Genomic DNA, 22,996 nt, shown 5'->3' with positions numbered 1-22,996 from the left:
AAAACTCTGCGAATCTCAGCGCAATATTTTGGAATTTAGTTTTTGAATTTTGTCTTTTTTATTATTTGGGGTAGGAAAAAACAAAAGTGAACTGTTATATAATTGAATAAGAAATCATGAACAGAGAAGAACTCATATCGAAATGGTTAGATAACAACCTAAATCCACAAGAACTTGAAGCATTCAAAAAGCTTGAAGATAATGATGATTTAGTAAAGTTAAACACCAGCGTGCAAGCTTTTAAGGCTGAAGATTTTAATACCTCGGCTGAATTAGAAAACGTATTATCTAAAATTAAAAGCACTAAAAAGCAAACAACGCATTGGATAAAACCATTAATGCGTGTTGCTGCTATACTTGCCGTTTGTTTTGGTTTATACTATTACACCACTACTTTAGACACGACGATTACTACCGAATTTGCCCAAAAAACAACTATAGAATTACCAGACGCTTCGAGTGTTTCGCTTAATGCCAAATCGTTGTTGGCTTTTAACAAAAAAGATTGGAAAGAGGAGCGCGAAGTCGAGCTTAATGGCGAAGCTTTTTTTAAAGTGGCCAAAGGCTCAAAATTTCATGTTATCACAAAATCAGGAACCGTTACGGTTTATGGTACTCAATTTAATGTAAAACAACGGGACAATTATTTTGAGGTTATTTGCTACGAAGGACTGGTTGGCGTTACGTACAACTCTCATGAAACAAAATTAAATCCGGGAGACCGTTTTTTAATTATCGATGGGAAACTAATTGCTAAAGAAAAAGAAAACCGCACAACTCCTTCGTGGTTAAATAACGAAAGCCAGTTTGAAAGCCTACCTTTTAAAGAAGTTATTGCCGAATTTGAAAGACAATACAACGTTACATTTGACGTTACCAATGTGGACACCAATCAACTATTTACAGGTGGTTTTCCGCACGATAGTTTAGATATCGCCATAAAAAACATTACCTTACCTTTACAATTAACACATAGCAAAACCAACAATACTATAACATTAAAGCGTGAGTAGAAAAGGTACACTTTCTATCTTTATACTATTGTTTTTTTTGAATGTGGCGGCGTTAAGCGCGCAAAACATTCAAAAAGAAAAACACTCACTTGTTGTTGTTTTAAAAGTTATTGAAACACGGTACAACATTAGTTTTTCTTATGCCGATGCCACTATTCAAAATAAAAAAACAACCATTCCCGATGAAGGCTTAACTTTAGCCGAGGTTTTAGAAATTCTCAAAGAAGAAACGGCACTGGATTTTGAGCTGCTAAGCAATAGATTTGTGGCCATTAAAGCCGGTAAACCCCTCAGTATATTTAATGAAACGCAAAGGCTCGATGAAATTGTAATAACCAATTATTTAACCTCGGGTATTACCAAATTAAATGATGGCATTATTACCATAAAACCCGAAACCTTTGGTATTCTTCCGGGTTTAATTGAGCCCGATGTTCTGCAAACCATCCAATCGCTTCCAGGAGTTTTAAGTATAGACGAAACCGTGTCGAACATTAATATCCGCGGCGGTACGCACGACCAAAACCTACTGCTTTGGGATGGCATTAAAATGTATCAATCGGGGCATTTTTTCGGATTGATTTCAGCGTTCAATCCGTACACAACAAAACAAGTAAACGTCTCGAAAAACGGCACGCCTGCAAAGTATGGCGATGGTATTTCCAGTATTATTGATATGCAACTGCCCAACAAAATAGACAACACCTTTAAAGCCGGTGGTGGATTCAACTTGATTAATGCCGATGTTTTTGCTAAAATCCCACTAACGCACAATACCGAATTGCAAATTTCCACCCGTCGTTCGGTTACCGATTTGATTACAACACCAACTTACGATCTTTATAAAAAGCGTGTGTTTCAGGATTCCGATTTAACCAATTTTAATCAAAATGACAATGCTATCGATAAAAATGAGGAATTCTACTTTTATGATATTACGGCCAAATTTCTATTCGATATTACTAAAAAAGATAAAATCCGACTTCACTTTTTAAACGTAAACAACAAATTAAATTACGAAGAACAAGCCAATATTAATGATAGAAACGAGGCTTTAAACAGCAAACTGTCGCAGCAAAATCTGGCTTTGGGATTTTCGTACACCAGAGATTGGAATTCCAAACTTGCTACAACGGCCCAAGTAAATGTTTCCAATTACGATTTGGATGCCACCAACTTCGATATTATAAATAACCAACGCTTAATTCAGGAAAACAAAGTTATCGATGGTTCTGCAAAATTAGATATCGATTACAAACACAGCAACCTGCTAAAATTCAACGGTGGTTACCAGTTTATTGAAGTTGGCATTAGCAATCTTGAAGATGTTAACAACCCTGTTTTTAGGAGTTATATTAGAGATGTGGTACGCAGTCATGCGCTTTATGCCGAAACTGCCTTTTTATCAAATGATGCCAAAACCAATTTAAAATTTGGAACCAGATTAAACTACTTTCCCAAATTTGATATAATGATTAGCGAACCGCGATTAAGCTTTAGCCAACGGTTTTTAAACCATTTTAGATTTGAATTATTGGGCGAACTTAAAAGCCAAACAACCTCTCAAATTATCGATTTGCAAAACGATTTTTTAGGGATTGAAAACCGACGATGGATTTTATCGAACAACAACCCAGAGGTAATAACGATTAACAATAAAAAGATTCAACCTGTCCCCATTTTAAAAAGCAAACAAGTATCGGTTGGTTTGCATTACAATATGAACAAACTACTCATTAGTGCCGAAGGCTATCTAAAAAAAGTGGATGGTATAACAACGCGCAGTCAAGGTTTTCAAAACCAATATCAGTTTGTAAATAGTATTGGAAGTTATCAAATTAAAGGTGTCGATTTTTTAATAAACAAGCAATTCAGTCATGTGGTCAGCACTTGGCTAAGCTATTCTTACAGCAAAAACGATTATACATTTCCTGATTTAAACCATGGCATTTCGTTTCCTAATAATGCCGATATTCGACATGCTTTGGCGCTTTCGGGTATTTATACTTATAACGACATTAAATTGGCTTTGGGCTTAAATTGGCACTCAGGAAAACCAACCACGTTGCCAGATTACGCAAATGATAATCCGGACGATAATACCATTACCTACGCCACACCAAATGGCAGCAATTTAAACGATTATTTACGTGCCGATTGTTCGGCGACTTATTCACTTGAAGTGTCCGATACAGCCACAGCTATTGTTGGTCTTTCGGTTTGGAACATTTTTAACCGAAAAAACATAATCAACGCCTATTATACTTTAGATGGAGACAACAACATTGTTCCCATTGAAAACATATCGTTGGGCATTACGCCCAATGTGAGTATTCGGGTTAGTTTTTAGAACAACTTACTCCGGTTTTAATCATTACTGAAAATGCTATATCAAATTGCTTTTTTCAAGTTTAATTGGTTAAAATGAACCAATTAAACAAAATACTTAAAAACTACAACGCACTTATAATATCATACTTTGTAATAATTTGATGTGTACCATCTTCCAGTTTTACCAAAACCGCATTATTGTCTCTATTGAATAGTTTAGAAATATCTTCGATGGCCGTCGATTTGCCAACTACCGGAAACGGTTTGTGCATGACATCTTTTATGGGTAAATCTGAGATATCCTTATTTTCAATATACATGCGGAGTAAATCGGCTTCGTCGATGGCGCCCACAAACCCTGTAGAATCTTCAACGGGTATCTGGGATATTTTATATTTTTTCATGCGCTCGATGGCATGCGATACCAACTCTTCGGTTTTAACGGTTACCAAATCTTGAGCTTCGGTATTTTTAACGAGGTCTTCGGCTGTGGTAATTTTATCTTCAATAAATCCGCGTTCGCGCATCCACTCGTCGTTAAACATTTTACCAACGTAGCGGCTTCCGTGATCGTGAAACAGAACTACAACCACATCGTCTTTTGTAAAATGCTCTTTTAATTGAAGCACGCCTTTTATGGCAGAACCCGCCGAATTTCCTAAAAACATACCTTCTACTTTGGCCAGTTTTTGGGTGTAAATCGCGGCATCTTTATCGGTTACTTTGGTAAAGCCGTCAATAAGGCTAAAATCTACATTTTCCGGTAAAATATCCTCGCCAATGCCCTCGGTAATGTACGGGTAAATCTCATTCTCGTCGAACTCTCCTGTTTCGTGATATTTTTTAAACACCGAACCGTACGTATCTACGCCCCAAATTTTAATATTCGGGTTTTGTTCTTTTAAATATTTACCAACGCCAGAAATGGTGCCGCCCGTACCTACGCCCACCACAAAATGGGTGATTTTACCATCGGTTTGCTCCCAAATTTCCGGTCCCGTACTTTCGTAATGCGCTGCGGCATTACTGGGGTTGTCGTATTGGTTAACGTACCATGAGTTTGGCGTTTCTTCGCTCAATCGTTTTGAAACCGAATAATAACTCCGCGGATCGGTGGGTTCAACATTGGTGGGGCACACCACCACTTTGGCACCAACTGCACGTAAAATATCCATTTTTTCTTTGGATTGTTTATCGCTAATTACAAAAACACACTTGTAACCTTTTACAATGGCTGCCAAGGCCAACCCCATGCCCGTGTTTCCCGATGTGCCTTCAATGATGGTACCACCGGGTTTTAGGCGTCCGTCGGCTTCGGCATCTTCAATCATTTTTAGTGCCATTCTATCTTTTGTTGAATTGCCCGGATTGAAGGTTTCGTATTTTGACAGCACCAAACATGGCAAGTCTTTGGTTAAGGTGTTTATTTTTACCAAGGGTGTATTGCCAATGGTTTCCAGTATGTTTTTAGCGTATTTCATTTCTGTTTTTATATTTTTTAAGGGCATGTGTTCGCCCTTGAAAAATTCAACTGTATTTTTGAATCTTGAATTCGGCTCGATTCGCAATGTGCTTTTGTTATGCAAATTTAAGGTTTTGCTACGACTATTTTTATAAGTTAATGTTAATACTAAATTTTAATATTTGTTCTGCTTTGCGTTAGGGATTGATGCGGCATCCTTTTTTGAGGCACGAAAAAAAGATATAGCGGAAAGCCCGACTTTTTGTTTTTCTCAAAAAGTAACGCCCAAATTACTTATTCGAAACGCATGGCTTTTACCGGCGATATTTTTGTGATGATGTACGAGGGCACCAAAAGCATGAGCAAACACAGGATGAGCGTGCCGATGTTTAGGGCGACAATGTAGCTTAAACTGATGTAAACCGGGGCTTCGGTAACGTAATATATGCTTGGATCGAGCGACAACAGTTTAAAGTATTTTTGCGCAAACAATAGGGCCAGACCTATGATATTTCCCCATAACAAGCCCAACAAAATAAGATAGGAAGCGTTGTAAATAAACAGTTTGCGGATGCTGAAGTTGTTGCTGCCCAAGGCTTTTAAAACGCCTATCATTTGGGTGCGTTCGAGTATTAAAACGAGTAGTGCGGTAATCATGTTAATGCCCGCTACGAGTATCATGATGCCGATGATGCCGTATATGTTTTTATCGAAAATCTTGATCCATTCTAAAATGGAATAGTATTTATCGGCTATGGTTTGCGTGTTTAATGTTGAGGGTGTGTTTTTATATATTTCAATACCTTTTTGTTGAAGCTCGCCGTAATCATCTATAAAAATTTCGAAACTGCCAATTTGATCTTCTTTCCATTTATTGATGCGTTGTAAATGCCTAATATCGCCTATTAAATAGGTGGCATCGAAATCTTGAAAACCGGAGTTGTAAATGCCAACAATGTTGTATGTGATGATGTTTGGGAGTTTGTTGGGGTCGTCTTTTTTAAATATCATTTGAAATTTATCGCCCAACTTAAACTGCAACCGGTTTGCCAAATATTGCGATATTAAAACCTCTTCGTTACGTTTTCCGCTATAATCCGGTAATCTGCCTTCTATTAAAAATTCCTGAAAATAGCTCCATTTATAATCGTTTCCAACGCCTTTTAAAACGGCGCCCTCAAAATCGGTTTCGGTACGGATTACACCAAACTTTGTGGCCACGGCTTGAATGTGATTGATGCCTTCAACCGCTTTAAACTCGGGATAAAACTCTTGGTTTTTGGATATTGGGAATATACTTTCTTGCGAATTGTTGCTGTCGTAATTGGTAATATTTATATGCCCGTTAAACGCCACGACTTTATCACGGATTTTTTGCTGCAAACCAATGCCGGTTGCAATGGCAATCATCATAACTATGATTCCTATGGCTATGGCTGCGATACCAATTTTTATAATGGGTGCCGATATGCTGCTTTTATAGGCTTTGCTACCAATAATGCGTTTTGCTATAAAAAACTCGTAATTCAATTTATATGACGACTTTAAATTCGTTCAAAAATACAGTTTTATTCCCGATAATTATCGCGATTTTTTAATGATGATTTGTCGTGCTTGTAAGCTATAAAAAAACAGAAACCATTCGATGCTTTTAAATTTTTGAGGTGATGGAATTTAATCGAACGATGCAATTATTTTTCGAGTAAATTTATCAAAATATCGGGGTAATCCGTGATGATGCCATCTACTTTAAAATCAATTATTTGTTGCATATCTGTTTCGTTATTCACCGTCCACGGAATCACTTTAAAATTTTCGACTTGCAAATTTCTAACGGTTTTAGCATCTAAAAGTTTGTAATACGGACTTATAATTTCCGGTGCATAACTCATTTTATTCATTTTGTTCCAAATATCTTCATTTTCATCCACTAAAAGCGCCACTTCCATTTTTGGCGATTGCTTTTTAATTTCTTCTAAAACACTTAAATCGAAGCATTGCAAATTGGTTTCGTTAAACGCATTATTGTTATTGATAACCTTTAAAATCAAACGGACAAAATCTGTTGGATTGGGCGTAAAAACAGAATTGTATTCGGGAAGATATTTTATTTCGATATTGAATTTAATATTAGGATTTAATTTTTTCGATGCTATAATAACCTCGCTTAAAGCCGGTTTATTGGTTTTTATTTTTTGTTGATTTGGGAATCTTGGATGGTGCTTTGTACCGCAATCAAACTGCTTTATACTATCAAAAGTCATTTGATACAGATTGTATTTTTTTTCGTCGGTTTTAGGTATGTCCAAACCATTCGCATCTAAACAAATAACGCTATTCATATAAGGTTCGTGCGACACAACAACTATATTGTCTTTTGAAATTGCAACGTCCAACTCCAGTGTTTGCACGCCTAATTCGATGGCTTTTTTAAAGGCTTCCATCGTATTTTCGGGCATTAAACCTCGGCAACCGCGATGCCCTTGAACATCTATACTTTTAGATTCGTTACAGTTCATAAAAAAATTACAAAAGAAAATAATTAATACAATTCTCAATTTATCAATCATCAAGTTTAGCGGTTGGTTTTCTGTATTTCTGAAAGGGTTGCTTCAACAAATCCTTAATATTGCTGTTTTCTTTTTCATCGGGAAACACATCAACGCCGTACACAATTTTATCGGTGTCCAGTTCCATATACGTGCCCAATAATCTGTCCCAAACAGAAAAAATATTGCCGTAATTGGAATCGGTGTACGGCATTTTATAATGATGGTGCACCTTATGCATATCCGGGGAAACAAACACATAACTAATAAGTTTATCAACCTTTTTTGGCAACTTGATATTGGAGTGGGAAAACTGTGTGGCAACAATGGATAGGGACTGATACAGCATAACAATACCAATGGGCGCACCAATTATAATAACGCCTATTAGGGTAAACAGGTAACGGATAACGCTCTCAATGGGATGGTGCCTGTTGGCTGTTGTGGCATCGACTTTATGGTCGGAATGATGTACCAAATGCACCATCCAAAGTGGTGGTACTTTATGCTCGATTAAATGTGGCAAATAGGCTCCGAAAAAATCCATTAACAATATACCTATAAAAATATAGAGCCCCAAAGCCATGTCAGGCAACCAGTTTAAAATGCCAAAATTATTGGCGAAAACCCAATCGGATGCCATTAATAAAAGGAATGCCAAAGGCAAATTAACGAGTATGGTAGTTATGGTAAAAAAGATATTGGGAACGGCGTGTTTCCATTTTTTATAGTTGAAATTGAATAAGGGTAAAGCACCTTCTAAAAGCCAGAAAAATGTTAAACCTCCAACAATTATAAGTCCGCGATGTAGTGGCGGAATGGTTTCAAAATATTGTAATAGGGTTTCCAATAGAGTAAATTTAGATATTAAATATAGTAAAAAGTTGGAAGTTAAATCTTAACTCTTTTTTTCATTTCCTCAACAATATTAAAAGCCGCCGGACACATCGCCACATTTTTTAACGTGAGATTGGAAATCTGCTGAAACTTTTTTCTATCGGTATGCGGAAACTCTCGGCATGCTTTTGGGCGCACCTCGTAAATCGAGCAATAGTTATCGGCGCCCAAAAATGCGCAGGGCACCGTTTGCAACACATAGTCGTTGTCCTCATCAACGCGCAAATACTGCTCAATAAATTGCTGTGGTTTTTGTTTAAAATGTTTCGAGATTCTACCAATATCTTTATCGGTAAACAATGGGCCCGTTGTTTTACAGCAGTTGGCGCAGGTTAGGCAATCGGTTTTTTCAAACTCGGCATCGTGCAATTCCTGCATCACATAATCCAAATTTTTTGGTGGTTTCTTTTTTAGCTTTGCAAAGAATTTTTTGTTTTCGTTATGCTTATCTTTGGCGCGCTTTGGAAGGCTTTCTATTTTGGATTCAATATTCAATATTCGATGGTTATAATTGGAGCTAAATTACGAAAACTATGCAACCCAGAATTTTAAACTTTAAACATTGAATTTAAAAGACCTTTTCGGAAACGCTTTATTGGATTACCAAAACGGAAACTACTCCGAAGACATTATGACTTCAACCAGTATTTCTGATGACGATGTATTGCCTCTACCCTATTTGTTTCGCGGTTTTAAAGACATGCCAAAGTTGGAACAAAAGGCTTTAAAACTTGCAAAAGGTTCGGTTTTGGATGTGGGTTGTGGCGCCGGAAACCATAGTTTGTATTTACAGGAAAAAGGTTTAAAAGTGAAAGCCATCGATGTTTCAAAAGGTGCTATCGACGTGGCGAAACAACGCGGTGTTTTGCATGCCGAAGTCAAAAATATTATAGATGAAACCGGGACATTTGATACCATTTTATTATTGATGAATGGTACCGGGATTTTTCAAGAATTGGCACAGGTTTCAAAATACTTAACGCATTTAAAACGTCTTTTAAAACCTAAGGGACAAATTTTAATCGATTCGTCGGATATTAAATATATGTACGAAGACGAAGATGGTGGTTTTTGGCAAAATATAAATGCAAATTATTATGGGGAACTCGATTATTTTTTGAGCTATAAAGGTGAAAACGAATACCCCATGAAATGGCTGTATTTAGATTATAACACCTTGTTAACTGCTTGCACTTCTGTTGGGCTTCAATGTGAATTGATTTTTGAAGGTGAGCATTTTGATTATTTGGCGCGGTTGGGTTAAAATTGATTATGCTTTTTTAATTTCGATATTATTTTGTTAGTGTTTTCCGGATAAACTATACACCCTTGACAATGTCTTATGTACGGAGAATACTTAATTATTTCCTGGACTCTATTTTCTATTTGTATTACTTCAGTGGAGTCAAACTTTAACTTATTATTATAAAAATATTCAATAGCCATCATTCGTGAAGCCGGGTTTTTACTATACAAAAAGTAATTGCAGTTTTCTGAATTAATTAATTCGTCAAATAACTTTCTATTGTTTAATAAACTCATACTATTACCACAATAATCACCAAAAAAAATACCACTAAAAGGGCTCATAACGGCATTAAATTCTGGAGATTTATCAACTTCAATTCCGGGCAATGGACTTTCTGCATTCTTATGGTTAAATTTAATTGGACTAACCTTAAAATCATCATCAACTCTAAATATTTTAGACAACTTCTTTCTATAAATCTTTTTTAATTTCTTTGACTTTTTGGGTATTGAAGTCGAAATAGTGTAAGCAACGACTTTGTTTTTATAATATAAAATTTGATAATCAAAAGACATGCTGCCTGCTCCCTTCCCACTCTCTTTAAATTCATAGCCAAACCCTAGATATTCTCTTTTTTTATCATTTACTCCTAAAGTTATAAGTAATGTATCGGTTGAAATGTTATAAGCATTAGCTAGCTTATCAATAAAAGATGTATCAGCTCTTACATAATATTTTTCAACTTCTGTTTTTTGGGCATGAGAATTCCCGAAAAACCCAGTAAGTATTAAGAATATGATTAATCTTTTCATTTTTGGAATGAGAAGTAAATTAGTAAAACACCACAAATAATATTCCGAAAACAAGTTCCTAAACATAAATCACATTTTCTCCCCATCAATAAACGTACTAATCACTTTAATATTTGGGATTTCAGAAGCTTCAACTTCCATTATATTTTTATCCAGTATTATAAAATCGGCAAATTTTCCGGCTTCAATACTGCCCTTTTCATCTTCTTCAAAATTGGAATAAGCTGCCCAAATCGTCATGCCTTTTAAAGTTTCTTCTCTACCCAATCCATTTTCAATTTGATAGCCATTTTCCGGATAGCCTTTTAAATCTTGTCGAGCAACCGCTGCATAAAAGGTGTAAAACGGACTCACATGCTCCACGGGAAAATCGGTTCCCAATGCAATTTTTCCGTATTTATTTAGTAAATCTTTATATGCATACGCACCTTTTATGCGTTCATTCCCCAACCTATCTTGGGCCCAATACATATCGCTTGTGGCGTGGGTTGGCTGCACCGACGGAATAATATCATCAAACAAATTAAAATCTTCGGGCGAAATAACCTGAGCATGTTCTATGCGCCATCGCCTATTCTTTTTGTCTTTTAAAACGTCTTTATAAACGTTTAATACCGCATGATTTGCAGAATCGCCAATGGCATGGGTGTTCATTTGATATTCTGAATTTGCAATAGCTTTCGCCGAAGCCTTAAAGGTTTCCAAATCGGTAACCGCTAAACCCAAATGCCTGGGTTTGTCGCTATACGGTTTTCGCAACAACGCGCCTCTGGAGCCCAAAGCGCCATCGGAATAAAACTTAAACGAACGTACATTAAGTTTTTCGGTTTTTATGATGCCTTTGTTTAAATAATAATCCAAGTTTTTCTTTGAGGCCGAAACCATGGCGTAAACACGCATTTTTAAATCGCCCGCTTGTTGCAAGCTGTCAATTACCTCAATAGCTTCAATACCCAACCCCGCATCGTCAACGGTGGTTAATCCATAATCAAAACATATTTTTTGGGCTTCCAATAGGGCATTTGCCATGTCTTCGCGTGATGGTTTTGGCCAATGATTAAGCACCAAACTTTCGGCATTATCAACTAAAACCCCTGTTAATTCGCCGTTTTCAACAACCACTTCGCCACCATCAATTTTACTGTTTTTAGTAACGTTTCCTAAATTTAATGCGGCTTGATTACAGAGTATCGCATGCCCATCAATTCGGGTTAAAGAAATTGGGGTATCTGGAAATAAGGCATCCAATTGTTTTTTATTCGGAAAGACTTTTTCGTCCCAATCGTTTTGGTCCCATCCGCGGCCCTTAATAAATTTTAAATTATGCTTTTTTTGAAAATCGACGACACGCTGTACTACCTCATCAAAACTGGTTGTGCCCACCAAATCGACTGCTTGCTGATTAAATCCTAAACCTAAAAAATGGCAGTGCGCATCGATAAAACCCGGAACAATGGTTTTTCCTTCGGCATCTATTGTTTTTGTGGCTGCGTATTTTGAAGCTATGGCTTCGGAATTTCCAACATCAACAAATTTTCCGTCTTTAACGGCAAAAGCTGTTGCTCTTTCAAAAGCATTGTTTACGGTGTACACCTTAGCGTTGGTAACGATTACATCTACCTGATGTTTTGTTGAACAACTAGCTGTAATTAAAGCGAATAAAAGAACGATTAGTTTTTGCATGGTTTGTTTTTTTATAAAAATAAAAAAAGTGTGCATAACCGAACGCTTTTCTGTGCTATTATTCTTTATTCTATTTTACAAACCGATAGTGGCCTATGATTTTAAAACTAAAAAGGCAATCTTCCAAAACTTGTCCACTGCCAATATTATGAACGATTAAATGGCGTTTTCCATCGTTCGATTTTTTATTGACCACAATACCAATGTGCGATGCAGCATCTTTTAAATCCCAACACACCACATCTCCGGGTTTATAATCACTGGGGTTATTGGTGATGGGTTTTTCAGCACCTTGGCGCTTAAAATAAGTCATTAAATTGGGCACGCGTCGGTGGTCAATATTTTTATCGGTTGTTTTTAAGCCCCATATTTTTGGGTACGCATTGAAGTTAGCCTTCATGTCTTCGTGGACTTCCTTTTGTAAATCGACACCCAATGTTCTGTACGCTCTAATGACTACGTCTGTACAAACCCCTTTGTCGTTTGGAACGTCACCATTTGGATAATCGATTGAAAAGTAACTAGGATCGTAGGTTACTTTTTGATGCGTTAATTCCAGTGCAGCTTCGGAAAGATTTAATATTTGAACTTCACTTTGTGAAATGCAAAGGTTGAAGGATAAGAATAGTATGAAAAGTAGGTTTTTCATTAAGTATAAATTTCAATTTAAAAGATTACCACGTCGTTACACTCCTCGTAATGACATTAAAAATCGAACTTAAACGTAGCACCAGCCAAAAACTGTATGCTTTGAACCGGGAAATTTTGCCAACGCTGATAGGCTTTATTATTAATATTATTGGCTTTTGCGAATACCGAAATTTTATCGTTAATATGATATCCTAAATGGGCATTAGCGTCAAAATAACTCTCTATAACCATGGTAAACGGTGTCGTTACCGTTACGTCATCATTTAAATAAAATTGATCCTTACGCTCGCCGGTATAAAATAAATTGGCGCCGGCAAACCAGTTTTCGTCTATTTGATAGTCTAAAAACAGTGTGCCTTTAATATCTGGTAAATTCCAAGCTTCAGCTTCGTTATTTGTAGTGTATTTAAAATATTCAGCTTTTATTCCGAGTTTGAAATTGCGGTTAACATCCACATTAATCTCTCCGGCAACACCAAAAGTATCCACATCATCATACACCATTCCAAAGGAATTACCGTAAGCATAATTCTGATTTGTCAGTGTTATTTCATTATTTCTAAACAGCGCTCTATTTCTGTCGGCCAAATAACGCCCGCTAATGTTATAACTCATGTTGCTTGATAATTTCCCTTTTAAACCAATGTATGCGTTGTATTGCTGATCAGTGGGCATTACCACTAAAGTTGGTGACACAAACGGGTTTTCGGTGGCAAATCCGTGGTATGAATTTTGAATTAACTCGCCTTGAATTCCGCCATAAGCAATCAACACATCGTTAACCAATCGGTAAGTTGCGGTAATGTTTGGGTATAAATAAAAGTTGTTTTCCTTAGATTCCGAATCTCTTAAAAAGGACACCGAAATGCCCAAATTAAGCGTTAAATCGTCTTCTTTTAATTGATATGTCGGGGAAGCCCCTATTATAAAATTGCCGTGTTTTAATTCAGTATTCGAACTGTAATTTCTATCAAAAGTGCCATTTATATAATCGAATTTAAAATCGGTTGAAATTTCTTCGCCGTTAATGGGTATATCGATTTTCGTCTTGGCGATAAATCGGTTTTCACCAGATCCTTGGTTATCTCCAAAGCGTCTGAAAAAGAAGCTTCCGGAATTAATATAGGTGTCTTCGAATGTGATATCGCCACCAAAATGCGCGCTATAAAACGAGTGGTCTACATCAATATTATTAGCTTGTGCATCGGCCAGTTGAGATTGTGGCACACCGTACCAGTTGTACATTTGTTGCTGAAAACCACCTTCAACATGCCAAGCTAAATCACGTAATCGGCTGGAGTAATTCGCATTGATTTTAGTGGTTGAAAAATTATCATCGAAAGCCAAACCATCAATACCACCCTGAGATGAATGATGGCTCACGTAACCGCCCACACTCTCGGTTCTGCTAATGGCGTGGTTTAAATAGACTTCGCCTAAAATAGTGGTATAGGTGCCAACGCCCAAAGTGGCGTAATTATCGTATAATTTTACTGGTTTTGCCTTTTCAACAACCGCAGCTTTTCCTTTTGCCGGCGTAAATGTTGAGGCCACCGGAAACGAAAAAATATTGTATTTAATTTCCTTTTTTGTTGCGGTTTCTTCGTCGTCTAACGACGGAATTTCTTTGACTTTAAAGGCATCGGAAATTGAGGGTGTGTATGGTTTAACTACATCAATTACTCCTGTAGTGATGGTATCGTTCTTTCTGTTTTGTGAGAAAACAGAGGTTATACTTAACGATGCAATTACTAATATAATGTATGTTGTGTGCTTTCGCATATATTTTAATTTTTGATTTACGATTGACGTTTTATGATTTGCTTTAATGTGCTTCACTTCGACCGCGCTCTGCATGACACTTCTAACTTCTAACATAATCAGTTTTCATCAGTTTCAATGGATGAATTTGTTTTGGCCTCTTCTGCTTTTATTTGGCGCAATTCTTCTTGGGCCTCTTCAACAACATCATCAAATTCCGCAAAGTTTTCAATAACGCTTTCTAAAATATAAGTGGCTTGAAACGCATCTTTTAAGGCGTAATAATTTTTCGCCATCAACACCAATCCTTTGGCACTGTAATATTTATAGCCTGAAAAATCCTTGGCCAATTTTTGAACCGATTCGTTTGATGCCGCATGTTTGCCTTCTTTATTTTTAAAATACGCATTGTAATACAACGCCTCTGCCGCAGTTTCACCTGTTGCCACTTTTTCTACTTTTGCAAAAGCGGATTTGGCTTTATCTTCGTCGCCCGTTTTAATGGCCGAACGTGCAATTATAATATGTGCATCACTTTTAATCTTATTGTCGATTTTTGCATTGGTCAGCACTTTTTCGGCATAAGACACGGCTTCATTGTAATTATCCAATTGATAATGGGCCTTCATTAAATTAGATTGTGCAAATACCACGTTTTGCGGGAAGTTGGCTTCGGTTTCCAATCGCAACAATAACGGAATGGCTTGGTTCCAGCTTTTGCTTTCTAAATAATACTGCGATAAACGGGATAAGGCTTCCTCGGTATATTCGCTTTGCGATGCTTCAACAATGTATTTATAATGCGGTGCTGCATTGGCCAATAAATCTTTTTTGTAATACAGTTGGGCCACATAAAAGTGTGCCTGCAACGCATAAATTCCGTTGGGGAACTCAGTTAAATAGCCATTAAATTGTTTGATGGCCTTATCGGTATTATTATCCAAATATTGTTTTTCGGCAGCTTCGTAAGTGGCATTGTCCAAATCGGCATCGGTAACCTCAACATAATCCAAGGTTTTAACCCAACGTGCATAATCGTCAACCCGACCTAAATCGATATAAATTAAACGCGCTGTGGACACCGACTGAACCGCTTCCGGTGTTCCGGGGTAATTTATGGCTACATTTTTAAACTTGCTAAGCGCTTCTTCGTTTTCACTGTCGTTATAATACACCAAGCCTTGACGCAACAACGCTTTTGGCACGAAAGAACTCATTCTGTACTCGCTACTCAGGCGGTTGTATATGTTCATTGCCTTATTTTTTTCGTTTGCCTTTACATAGGAATTCCCCAATTCGTACATGGCATCATCACGTAATTTAGACTTCGGATAGGTTTCAATAAACTGTTCTAAAGCTGCTATTTTTTTTGAAGATTGCCCGGTATAGCCCACACTAATCGCTTTTTGAAAAAATGGGTAATCGGAATCGATTTCATTCATCTCAATTGCTTTTTCGTATGCTTTAATAGCATTGCCATAATCGCTAGACACAAAATGCCCGTCGCCTAAACGTAAATACGCATCGTTCAGTCTTACTTTATCGTCTTTTTTATTGGAGATGAACTGATTGAAATGCTTTATAGCTTGCGGATAGTTTTTTTGTTTGAAATAAGTATAGGCCAAATTATAATCTATATTCTCAATTTCAGGCGTTGAATCAGACGATGACTGCTGTTGAAACTGCTTATAGCCTATCAAAGCATCGTCGTAATTTGTTAAATTATAATCGGCTTCGGCTTTCCAAAATGTAGCCCTAGCGGTGTATTTTGGGTCTCGTGGCTCGCTTAAAGATGCATCGAAAAGCGATTCGGCTTCCAAGTATTTTGTTTCGTTGTATAATTCAACACCTCTATAAAACGCTACTTTTTGATACGCTACTTTATCTTCAAAACTCTTTTTACCGTCCAAAAGCTTTAGGGCTTCTTTGTAGTTTTTAGACGTAATGTACGAATCGATCAAAAGGGTTTCAATCTCCTCTTTATAAGGTGTGTCTGGGTATTTATCTAAATAACCGGCTAAAACCTGTGGCGCAGATTGATACGGATTACCAATTTCGTAACTGATTTTTGCATAATTTAACCACGCATCTTCTTGAATTTTTAAATCGAAATTCATTTGCGAGGCATTTCTAAACGCATTTAAAGCTTCCTGCTTTTTATCTAAATGAATATAGCTTTCACCCAAATGATAATAGGCATTTTGGGCAATGGCATTAGTTCCGCCAACTATTTTATTGAATTCTGAAATGGCATTTTCGTAATCCTTTTGTTTGTAATACGCATATCCCAATTGGTAAAAATCGGTGTTATTCCATTTTGCCGTTCGTTCCCGTTTTCCTTTTTTACCTTTATAAGCGGTTAAATACGGAATCGCCTCGGCGTACTTTTCTAAATTAAAATAACTTTCGCCAATAATTTTAGAGAGCTCAGATACTTCGGCTTCGTCGCTGGTGTCCAATCTGTCTTTTGCCAGCTCGATAGCCTTTTCAAATTTTCCGAGTTTAAAATGAAGGTCGGCTTGATAATACGACAGCTTTTCCTGGTAACGCTCTTGATCGCTCACCTGATCGAAATACTCATTAGCCTCATCGTAATCATCCCCTTCATAAGCCATAAAACCTAAATAATACTTGGCCTGCGAACCGTATTCTTGAGAATTTTCAACCCGGGTTAAATACTTTTTTGCAACCTTATATTGTTTCACCGAAAATGCTGAATAGCCGTTGTTAAAATTGAATTTTTCTTTTTCCTTTCTGGCAAGGGCGCCTTCGTTTACTTTATCGTACCATTTTCTAGCGTGCGGATATTTTCCGTTTGTAAAATAATAATCGGCAACATCAACAAACGCTGTATTGCGCTTGGTACTTGTGGGATAGTCTTTTACAAAATCCTCTATAAGCTGATCGGCATTTTGCTGATTTAACCTAACGGCGCAATTGGCTATGTAATAAGCACATTCAGACTGTAGAAGGTCTTCTTTTGCGTCCTTTTTAACACTTCTAAACAGCGACTGTGCAGCAAGATATTGTTGATTGTTAAACAGCGAGAGAGCTTTTTGATAGTCTGCCATATTACTGGTGTAAGTTGCAGACTGTTGTGCCATGATTTGGAAACTAAAACTTATGGCTACCAAAAGGAAAACAATATTATTTTTAGTCATTAACGATTCGTTTTTTAATTTAAAATCAAAGATAATTGAATATGAAACTTATAACGTAATAATCGTGCCATAATTATAAACCGAGTTATTAAATATTGAAAAAGACAGAAGACTGAAGGTCGAAGCACGAAGTTTTAACTGCAGCTATATTAAAGTTTTTGCGTTTAGCTTTTCACTTTTAACTTATTAATAATACATTTACAACACTTTAAATTTACACCTATTTTTATGTCGAAACCTATATTGCAATTAAAAGATGCTGCTATTTACCAAGGCGATAGTTTGGTGCTTGCCAACGTTAATGTTGAAATTAACAAAGGTGATTTTGTGTATTTAATAGGAAAAACCGGCACGGGAAAAAGTAGTTTTATGAAAACCCTTTATGGCGATTTGCCTTTAACCGAAGGCGAAGGGCATATTGTAGATTATAATTTAAAAACCCTTAAAGAAAAAGAGATTCCGTTTTTACGACGGAAATTGGGCGTGGTATTTCAGGATTTTAAATTATTAACAGATAGAACCGTAAATGAGAATTTACTGTTTGTTTTAAAAGCGACGGGCTGGAAAGACAAAAAGGAAATGGAAACTCGGGTTGAAGCCGTTTTAAACAAAGTGGACATGAAAACCAAAGGGTTTAAATTCCCGCACGAGCTTTCCGGTGGCGAGCAACAGCGCATTGCCATTGCAAGGGCTTTACTTAACGACCCCGAGTTAATATTGGCCGACGAGCCTACGGGCAACTTGGATCCGCAAACCAGCGTTGAAGTGATGGAGGTTTTACAAGACATCAATAAAAACGGCAACACCATTTTAATGGCCACCCACGATTATGCTTTGCTACTTAAATACCCAAGCAAAACGCTTAAGTGCGATGAGAATGCCGTTTATGAGGTGGTGCAGCGGAAGGGTTAATTATGCTTTCAATACTAATTCCAACATATAATTATGATATTGTCCATCTTGTAAATGACATTCATGAGCAAGCGACTAAATCTAATATTGAATTTGAGATCATAGCATTAGATGATGTATCAAATGCTGATACCATAAAACAAAACTCTAAAATAAATGTTTTAAAGCATACGCGTTATCTGGTATCCAAAACTAACGGAGGAATAGCCGTTAATAGACAATTGCTTTGTGATAAAGCAAAATTTGATTGGATTTTATTGCTCGATGCCGATATGAAATTAAAAGACCCTCTTTTTATTTCAAATTATATAGATGCCATTGAGAGAAATTATGAAGTGATTTTTGGTGGTATCAAGTATGAGAATGAAGCACCTGATTCTAAAATTCTACTAAGATGGAAATATGGCGTTCATTGTGAGGCTATTGATGCAAAAAAAAGAAATAAAACACCTTATAAAATTACATCTGCCGCTAATATGCTTATAAAAAAAGAAGTTTACAAACGTTTTGGTTTAAATAGTATTGGACATTCTTATGGAATGGATATCTTTTTTGGTCCTCAATTGAAAATTAACAACATTCCTGTTTTACACATTAACAATGAAGTTTTTCACTTAGGTTTAGAAAGTAGTAAAACTTATTTAAAAAAAACAAGACTAGCGGTAGAGACGCTTTTAAGGTTAAATCATACCAAAAAGATTAAATTACACGAAAATGATTTACTTAAAATTTTTGTTTTGTCTAAAAAAACAATGTTTAATTATGCTCTTTCTTTGTTTTTTAAGCTTTTCGAAAATACAATGACAAAAAACTTACTTGGTAAAAGTCCTTCAATTAAATTGCTTCAGCTTTATAAAATAGCCTATATGTGCCATTTTGATTTAGAAAAAGAATGAATTAAACGGATTGAAATAATTCGTGCCAAAGCTTCATAATATTTTCAATTTGATATATCTTCATGCTTTCTCTAGCCGCTTGACCAACTCTTTTCATTTTATTTTTATCATCTATTAGTGATATAATTTGATTTGCATATTCAATTAAATTATCTTTTTCAATTAAGTAACCATTCTTTTTATTTTTGATGTAAATCCTTGGCCCTGATGTGTTTTCAAATGCTAATACGGGTAAGCCACAAGCCATAGCTTCAATTAACGCCAACCCAAAAGATTCATGTCTTGATGTATTTAATAGTATTGATGCATTCAAATAGACCTCAATTATATCTAATGTAGGTTTAAAAAATAATATATTACCTGTAATACTAAGCTTTTGAATTTGCTTTTGTAAGGGTTTGTAATCTCCTTCTCCGTAGATATGCAGTTGCCATTGTGGATGTTTTTTTACAACTAAACTCCAAATTTCAATCAACAAATCATACCCCTTCTCATAAGATATTCTACCAACAGCGATAACCACTTTTTTATTTAAAGAAGCACTTTTTATTGGAATGTCAAATCCTAAAGGATTATGAATTACTTTTATATTATCGGATTTCCAAGAATCTTTCAAATGTTGAAATACAACTATTTTATTGTACCTATTGACACTCCATAAAAAAAACAAATCTTTAAGTCGTAATTTCAAATTGCCAAGTATTGTATTTTCTCTTACATTTTTACTGCCATGATTTTCAAAAATCAATGGTACTTTTCCTTTGTAAAAAAATGGAAATAACACACCTTTTAAACCGTTGTCACAGTTAATAATAATATCTGGATTTATTTCCTTTACTTTTTTGTTTAGTTCTTTGAAATAATAAAGTCGTCTTTTTGTTTTAGAATCTTTTAGACTTAATGAATGAATAGAAATTGTATCATCAAAAACATAGAATAAATTATTCGAATCTCCATGGGTGTTTATAATATGTATGTCATAAAAATATTCTTTAATTAAATAATTAAGCTTTACAGATAACACTTTGGCTACTCCACCAGAAGAATTTAAATTGGTTGTTATATATAGAAGTCTTAGCAATTCCTTAATTAATTTTCATTAGTTTCAACCATTGCTTACCTATTTGCTTAACTGAAAATTTTTCTACACTTTTTAAGGCATTGCTCTTACAGTGTGAATATAAACTTTCATTGGTCAGCATAATGTTCATGCCATTAATAAGGGCATCAATATTTTGGTTTTCAATTAGCAATCCATTGTCACTTTGGTTAACAACTTCTTTAGGTCCTGTTGGGCAATCGAAAGATACAACCGGAGTGCCACATGCCAAAGCTTCTATTAAAACCATTGGATGCCCTTCATGCCAGCTAGAGAGCACAAAAAATCTTGCATTTGCCATGTATTTATATGGGTTTTCCTTAAATCCTAAAAATTGTACATTTTCGTCAACATTTAGTTTTTTGGCGATTGCCTCCAATTCCGATTTCTTTTTACCTCTCCCCAAAATCACTAATTTTATTCGTGTTTGGGGCAGTATTGACTTTGAGTAAGCCTCAATAAGTTTATCAAATTGTTTTTGATCTGTGTCAAACTGTCCAACCCCAATAATATATTCAAAATTGATTTCAAGAGCCTCTATACTTTTTTCTTTAATTTTATTTAGTATAATTGGATTATAAACCATGCCAACATTATCCAAAAAGGGGTAAATGGTTTCTACCAAATTTTTCATAGATTCTGTAATAGCTATTATTTTATAGGCTTTGCCGTAAATTACATTAGCCCAGTATTTTGATTTTGGCAAATATATTGCCAGTTGCGAACTGTGAATCGTGTATATGGTTTTTTTTTGATTATAAACCAGTCGGGAAATTAAATATTCTTGAATTATTCTTTTCCTAAACCTAAAGTCGATTACAAAATCAAAATCATTTTGCTTTACATAACTCCTTAAATGAATTAAACGTTTTATTTTATTAAAAACAGTATTGGGTTCACTTTTTAGTTTTCCGAGGTTATATAAAGTTCCTGAATAGTCATAACCTAATTCGTCGTGAATTATAATTATATGCAGTTCAATGCCTTTATCGTGAAAGTATTCCGATAAGTTGGCCATAACACGTGCAGTACCGCCCCCGCTTAAATGAAATCCGACAAGTGCTATTTTTTTTGGTTTCAACCTAAATAATTTATTCAAAAATAAATGATTAATTTGTTTATTGCGTTTACTTTACCCAAATTTATGTTTTTAATCTATTTCCACTAATCAAAAAATATGATAACGGCTTCAGTACATCTCATTACTTACAACAACGAGGAACATATAGAAGAAACCATCCTATCGATTTTAAAACAAAAAGTTGAGTTTAATTATGAAATTATAGTTGGAGACGACTGCTCTACAGACAATACATTAAACATTATAAACCAGTATAAAAAAAATCATCCGCAGCTCTTTAAGGTAAAAAAGAACGAGACCCAATTGGGTATTTTAAGGAATTTTAAAACGACACTTGATAGATGTCAAGGACACTATATTTTTGACATAGCCGGCGATGATATATTAAAACATGAATACACGCTGCAAAAAATGATTAATGTTTTAAATACCGATTCTAGTTTGGGGTTTGTTGATAGCGGCTTTGATAAATTAACTGTGGAAAATAAATCGATAAGGAAATACAATAACAAAAAACATATTGTAGCCTCTAAAGAAGTTTATAAAGAAAAAGTATTGTTAGGGCAGGTTGCTCCAATTGGCATTTGTTATAATAGAAATCACTTATATAAGTACGTAGATTTTGATTCTTATATAGATATGGGAATTACTATTGAAGACTATCCTATTTTAGTAGATTTAATTATGAATACTAATTTTGATATGATTAAAGAATCATTACATATTTACAGAGTACACGATAATTCTTATTCGCACAAAAGAACTTTTGAAAGTCATTATTTTTTAAAAAATCAAATGAAACGATTATTTGACTATTTTTCTGAAAAATATCAATATGACAATAACTTAATTAAAACATTCAATAAAGATTACTTTAAAGAACTATTGTTTTTAAGTGGGTATTTTGAAGAAAAACAGCTTGGAAAAGAAACATTTAAAAAGATAGAATCTAAAAACATAAGAGATTATATTCACTTCTTAGCTAGCCAAAGCCCGTTTTTTAGGAAATTAGTATCAATGCTATAGATATTATTATTCCATTTCCATGAATTTTTCGAAATCCCTTATATAATCACTTTCATCATAAACATCAGAAGCCACCACCAAACAAACCGCCCCAGATGAAAAACCTTCCAATTCGCGCCAAATCATATTGCTAACCAGTAAACCTTGATTGGGTTTATTAAGGGTAAATGTTCTTTTTTTTCCAGTCCTATCTTGCAACACTACATTAAAACTACCACTTAAAGCAATTAAAAATTCTTCTTGCTCTTTGTGGGCATGACCACCCCTATAGGCTCCACTGGGCACATCGTACAAATAATAAACTCGTTTAAATAAAAACGGCAACAAATCCTTCTCTATAACAGAAAGGTTGCCTCTATTGTCTTTAATTTTTGGAATCTCGATGATTTTGACCTGTTCTAAATTCACTTAAT

General features: G+C 35.4%; 19 protein-coding genes. 6 read left to right on the top strand and 13 right to left on the bottom strand.

From position 1 onward, the window contains the following. The first annotated feature begins 116 nt into the window (after nt 1–116). Nucleotides 117–1,013 carry a FecR family protein gene (locus RNZ47_RS15790; protein WP_311942639.1) on the top strand — a complete coding sequence of 299 codons (897 nt, stop codon included), beginning with the start codon at nt 117–119 and terminating at the stop codon, nt 1,011–1,013. Next, complete coding sequence (locus RNZ47_RS15785; RefSeq protein ID WP_311942634.1) at nt 1,006–3,363, top strand: TonB-dependent receptor plug domain-containing protein; 2,358 nt, start codon at nt 1,006–1,008, stop codon at nt 3,361–3,363. Before RNZ47_RS15790 ends, RNZ47_RS15785 begins: the two co-directional genes overlap by 8 nt. A gap of 103 nt (nt 3,364–3,466) precedes the next feature. Here RNZ47_RS15785 and RNZ47_RS15780 read toward each other — a convergent pair whose 3' ends face one another. From RNZ47_RS15780 to RNZ47_RS15760, 5 genes are all read right to left on the bottom strand, one after another. Beyond that, entirely contained in the window at nt 3,467–4,825 is a 1,359-nt protein-coding gene (locus tag RNZ47_RS15780) for a pyridoxal-phosphate dependent enzyme (RefSeq protein WP_311942630.1), read from the bottom strand. Nucleotides 4,826–5,100: 275 nt separating this feature from the next. Further along, entirely contained in the window at nt 5,101–6,336 is a 1,236-nt protein-coding gene (locus RNZ47_RS15775; protein WP_311942625.1) for an ABC transporter permease, read from the bottom strand. Nucleotides 6,337–6,497: 161 nt separating this feature from the next. Continuing rightward, on the bottom strand, nt 6,498–7,325 hold the full coding sequence (locus RNZ47_RS15770) for a glycerophosphodiester phosphodiesterase family protein (RefSeq protein ID WP_311942622.1): 828 nt from the start codon (nt 7,323–7,325) through the stop codon (nt 6,498–6,500). Between the two features lie 43 nt (nt 7,326–7,368). Continuing rightward, the gene (locus tag RNZ47_RS15765; protein WP_311942619.1) at nt 7,369–8,205 is read right to left on the bottom strand and encodes a sterol desaturase family protein; all 837 of its coding nucleotides are present in this window, start codon (nt 8,203–8,205) and stop codon (nt 7,369–7,371) included. A 41-nt stretch (nt 8,206–8,246) separates the two neighbouring features. Continuing rightward, nucleotides 8,247–8,741, bottom strand: coding sequence for a YkgJ family cysteine cluster protein (locus RNZ47_RS15760; RefSeq protein ID WP_311942973.1), 495 nt, complete (start codon nt 8,739–8,741; stop codon nt 8,247–8,249). 73 nt (nt 8,742–8,814) lie between these two features. Here RNZ47_RS15760 and RNZ47_RS15755 point away from each other — a divergent pair, with 73 nt between their 5' ends. Then, nucleotides 8,815–9,516, top strand: coding sequence for a class I SAM-dependent methyltransferase (locus RNZ47_RS15755; protein ID WP_311942616.1), 702 nt, complete (start codon nt 8,815–8,817; stop codon nt 9,514–9,516). Here RNZ47_RS15755 and RNZ47_RS15750 read toward each other — a convergent pair. From RNZ47_RS15750 to RNZ47_RS15730, 5 genes are all read right to left on the bottom strand, one after another. After that, a complete protein-coding gene (locus tag RNZ47_RS15750; RefSeq protein ID WP_311942613.1) occupies nt 9,513–10,313 on the bottom strand; it encodes a hypothetical protein in 801 nt (266 codons plus the stop codon). The genes RNZ47_RS15755 and RNZ47_RS15750 overlap by 4 nt on opposite strands. Nucleotides 10,314–10,382: 69 nt before the next feature. Then, a complete protein-coding gene (locus RNZ47_RS15745) occupies nt 10,383–11,996 on the bottom strand; it encodes an amidohydrolase (RefSeq protein ID WP_311942610.1) in 1,614 nt (537 codons plus the stop codon). Between the two features lie 70 nt (nt 11,997–12,066). Next, on the bottom strand, nt 12,067–12,645 hold the full coding sequence (locus RNZ47_RS15740; RefSeq protein ID WP_311942607.1) for a DUF1287 domain-containing protein: 579 nt from the start codon (nt 12,643–12,645) through the stop codon (nt 12,067–12,069). 56 nt (nt 12,646–12,701) lie between these two features. Beyond that, complete coding sequence (locus RNZ47_RS15735; protein ID WP_311942604.1) at nt 12,702–14,429, bottom strand: TonB-dependent receptor; 1,728 nt, start codon at nt 14,427–14,429, stop codon at nt 12,702–12,704. A 98-nt stretch (nt 14,430–14,527) separates the two neighbouring features. Further along, the gene (locus tag RNZ47_RS15730; RefSeq protein ID WP_311942599.1) at nt 14,528–17,569 is read right to left on the bottom strand and encodes a tetratricopeptide repeat protein; all 3,042 of its coding nucleotides are present in this window, start codon (nt 17,567–17,569) and stop codon (nt 14,528–14,530) included. A gap of 228 nt (nt 17,570–17,797) precedes the next feature. Between RNZ47_RS15730 and RNZ47_RS15725 the strand changes: the two genes are divergently transcribed. Then, nucleotides 17,798–18,481 carry a cell division ATP-binding protein FtsE gene (locus RNZ47_RS15725; protein WP_311942596.1) on the top strand — a complete coding sequence of 228 codons (684 nt, stop codon included), beginning with the start codon at nt 17,798–17,800 and terminating at the stop codon, nt 18,479–18,481. A gap of 2 nt (nt 18,482–18,483) precedes the next feature. Continuing rightward, entirely contained in the window at nt 18,484–19,377 is an 894-nt protein-coding gene (locus RNZ47_RS15720) for a glycosyltransferase family 2 protein (protein WP_311942594.1), read from the top strand. A 1-nt stretch (nt 19,378) separates the two neighbouring features. Here the strand turns inward: RNZ47_RS15720 and RNZ47_RS15715 are convergent, their stop codons facing one another. After that, the gene (locus tag RNZ47_RS15715) at nt 19,379–20,458 is read right to left on the bottom strand and encodes a glycosyltransferase (RefSeq protein ID WP_311942591.1); all 1,080 of its coding nucleotides are present in this window, start codon (nt 20,456–20,458) and stop codon (nt 19,379–19,381) included. Nucleotides 20,459–20,462: 4 nt separating this feature from the next. Then, nucleotides 20,463–21,557: a glycosyltransferase gene (locus RNZ47_RS15710; protein ID WP_311942588.1), complete on the bottom strand. Its 1,095-nt coding sequence runs from the start codon at nt 21,555–21,557 to the stop codon at nt 20,463–20,465. Nucleotides 21,558–21,653: 96 nt separating this feature from the next. Here RNZ47_RS15710 and RNZ47_RS15705 point away from each other — a divergent pair, with 96 nt between their 5' ends. Further along, a complete protein-coding gene (locus RNZ47_RS15705) occupies nt 21,654–22,583 on the top strand; it encodes a glycosyltransferase family 2 protein (RefSeq protein ID WP_311942585.1) in 930 nt (309 codons plus the stop codon). A gap of 6 nt (nt 22,584–22,589) precedes the next feature. On the opposite strand, the gene RNZ47_RS15700 is transcribed toward RNZ47_RS15705, so the two are convergent. After that, the gene (locus tag RNZ47_RS15700) at nt 22,590–22,991 is read right to left on the bottom strand and encodes a sugar 3,4-ketoisomerase (RefSeq protein ID WP_311942582.1); all 402 of its coding nucleotides are present in this window, start codon (nt 22,989–22,991) and stop codon (nt 22,590–22,592) included. Nucleotides 22,992–22,996 lie beyond the last annotated feature (5 nt).

Source organism: Hwangdonia seohaensis, assembly GCF_031932625.1.
Lineage (GTDB): Bacteria > Bacteroidota > Bacteroidia > Flavobacteriales > Flavobacteriaceae > Hwangdonia > Hwangdonia seohaensis.
This window is presented reverse-complemented; position numbering and strand designations above follow the sequence as displayed.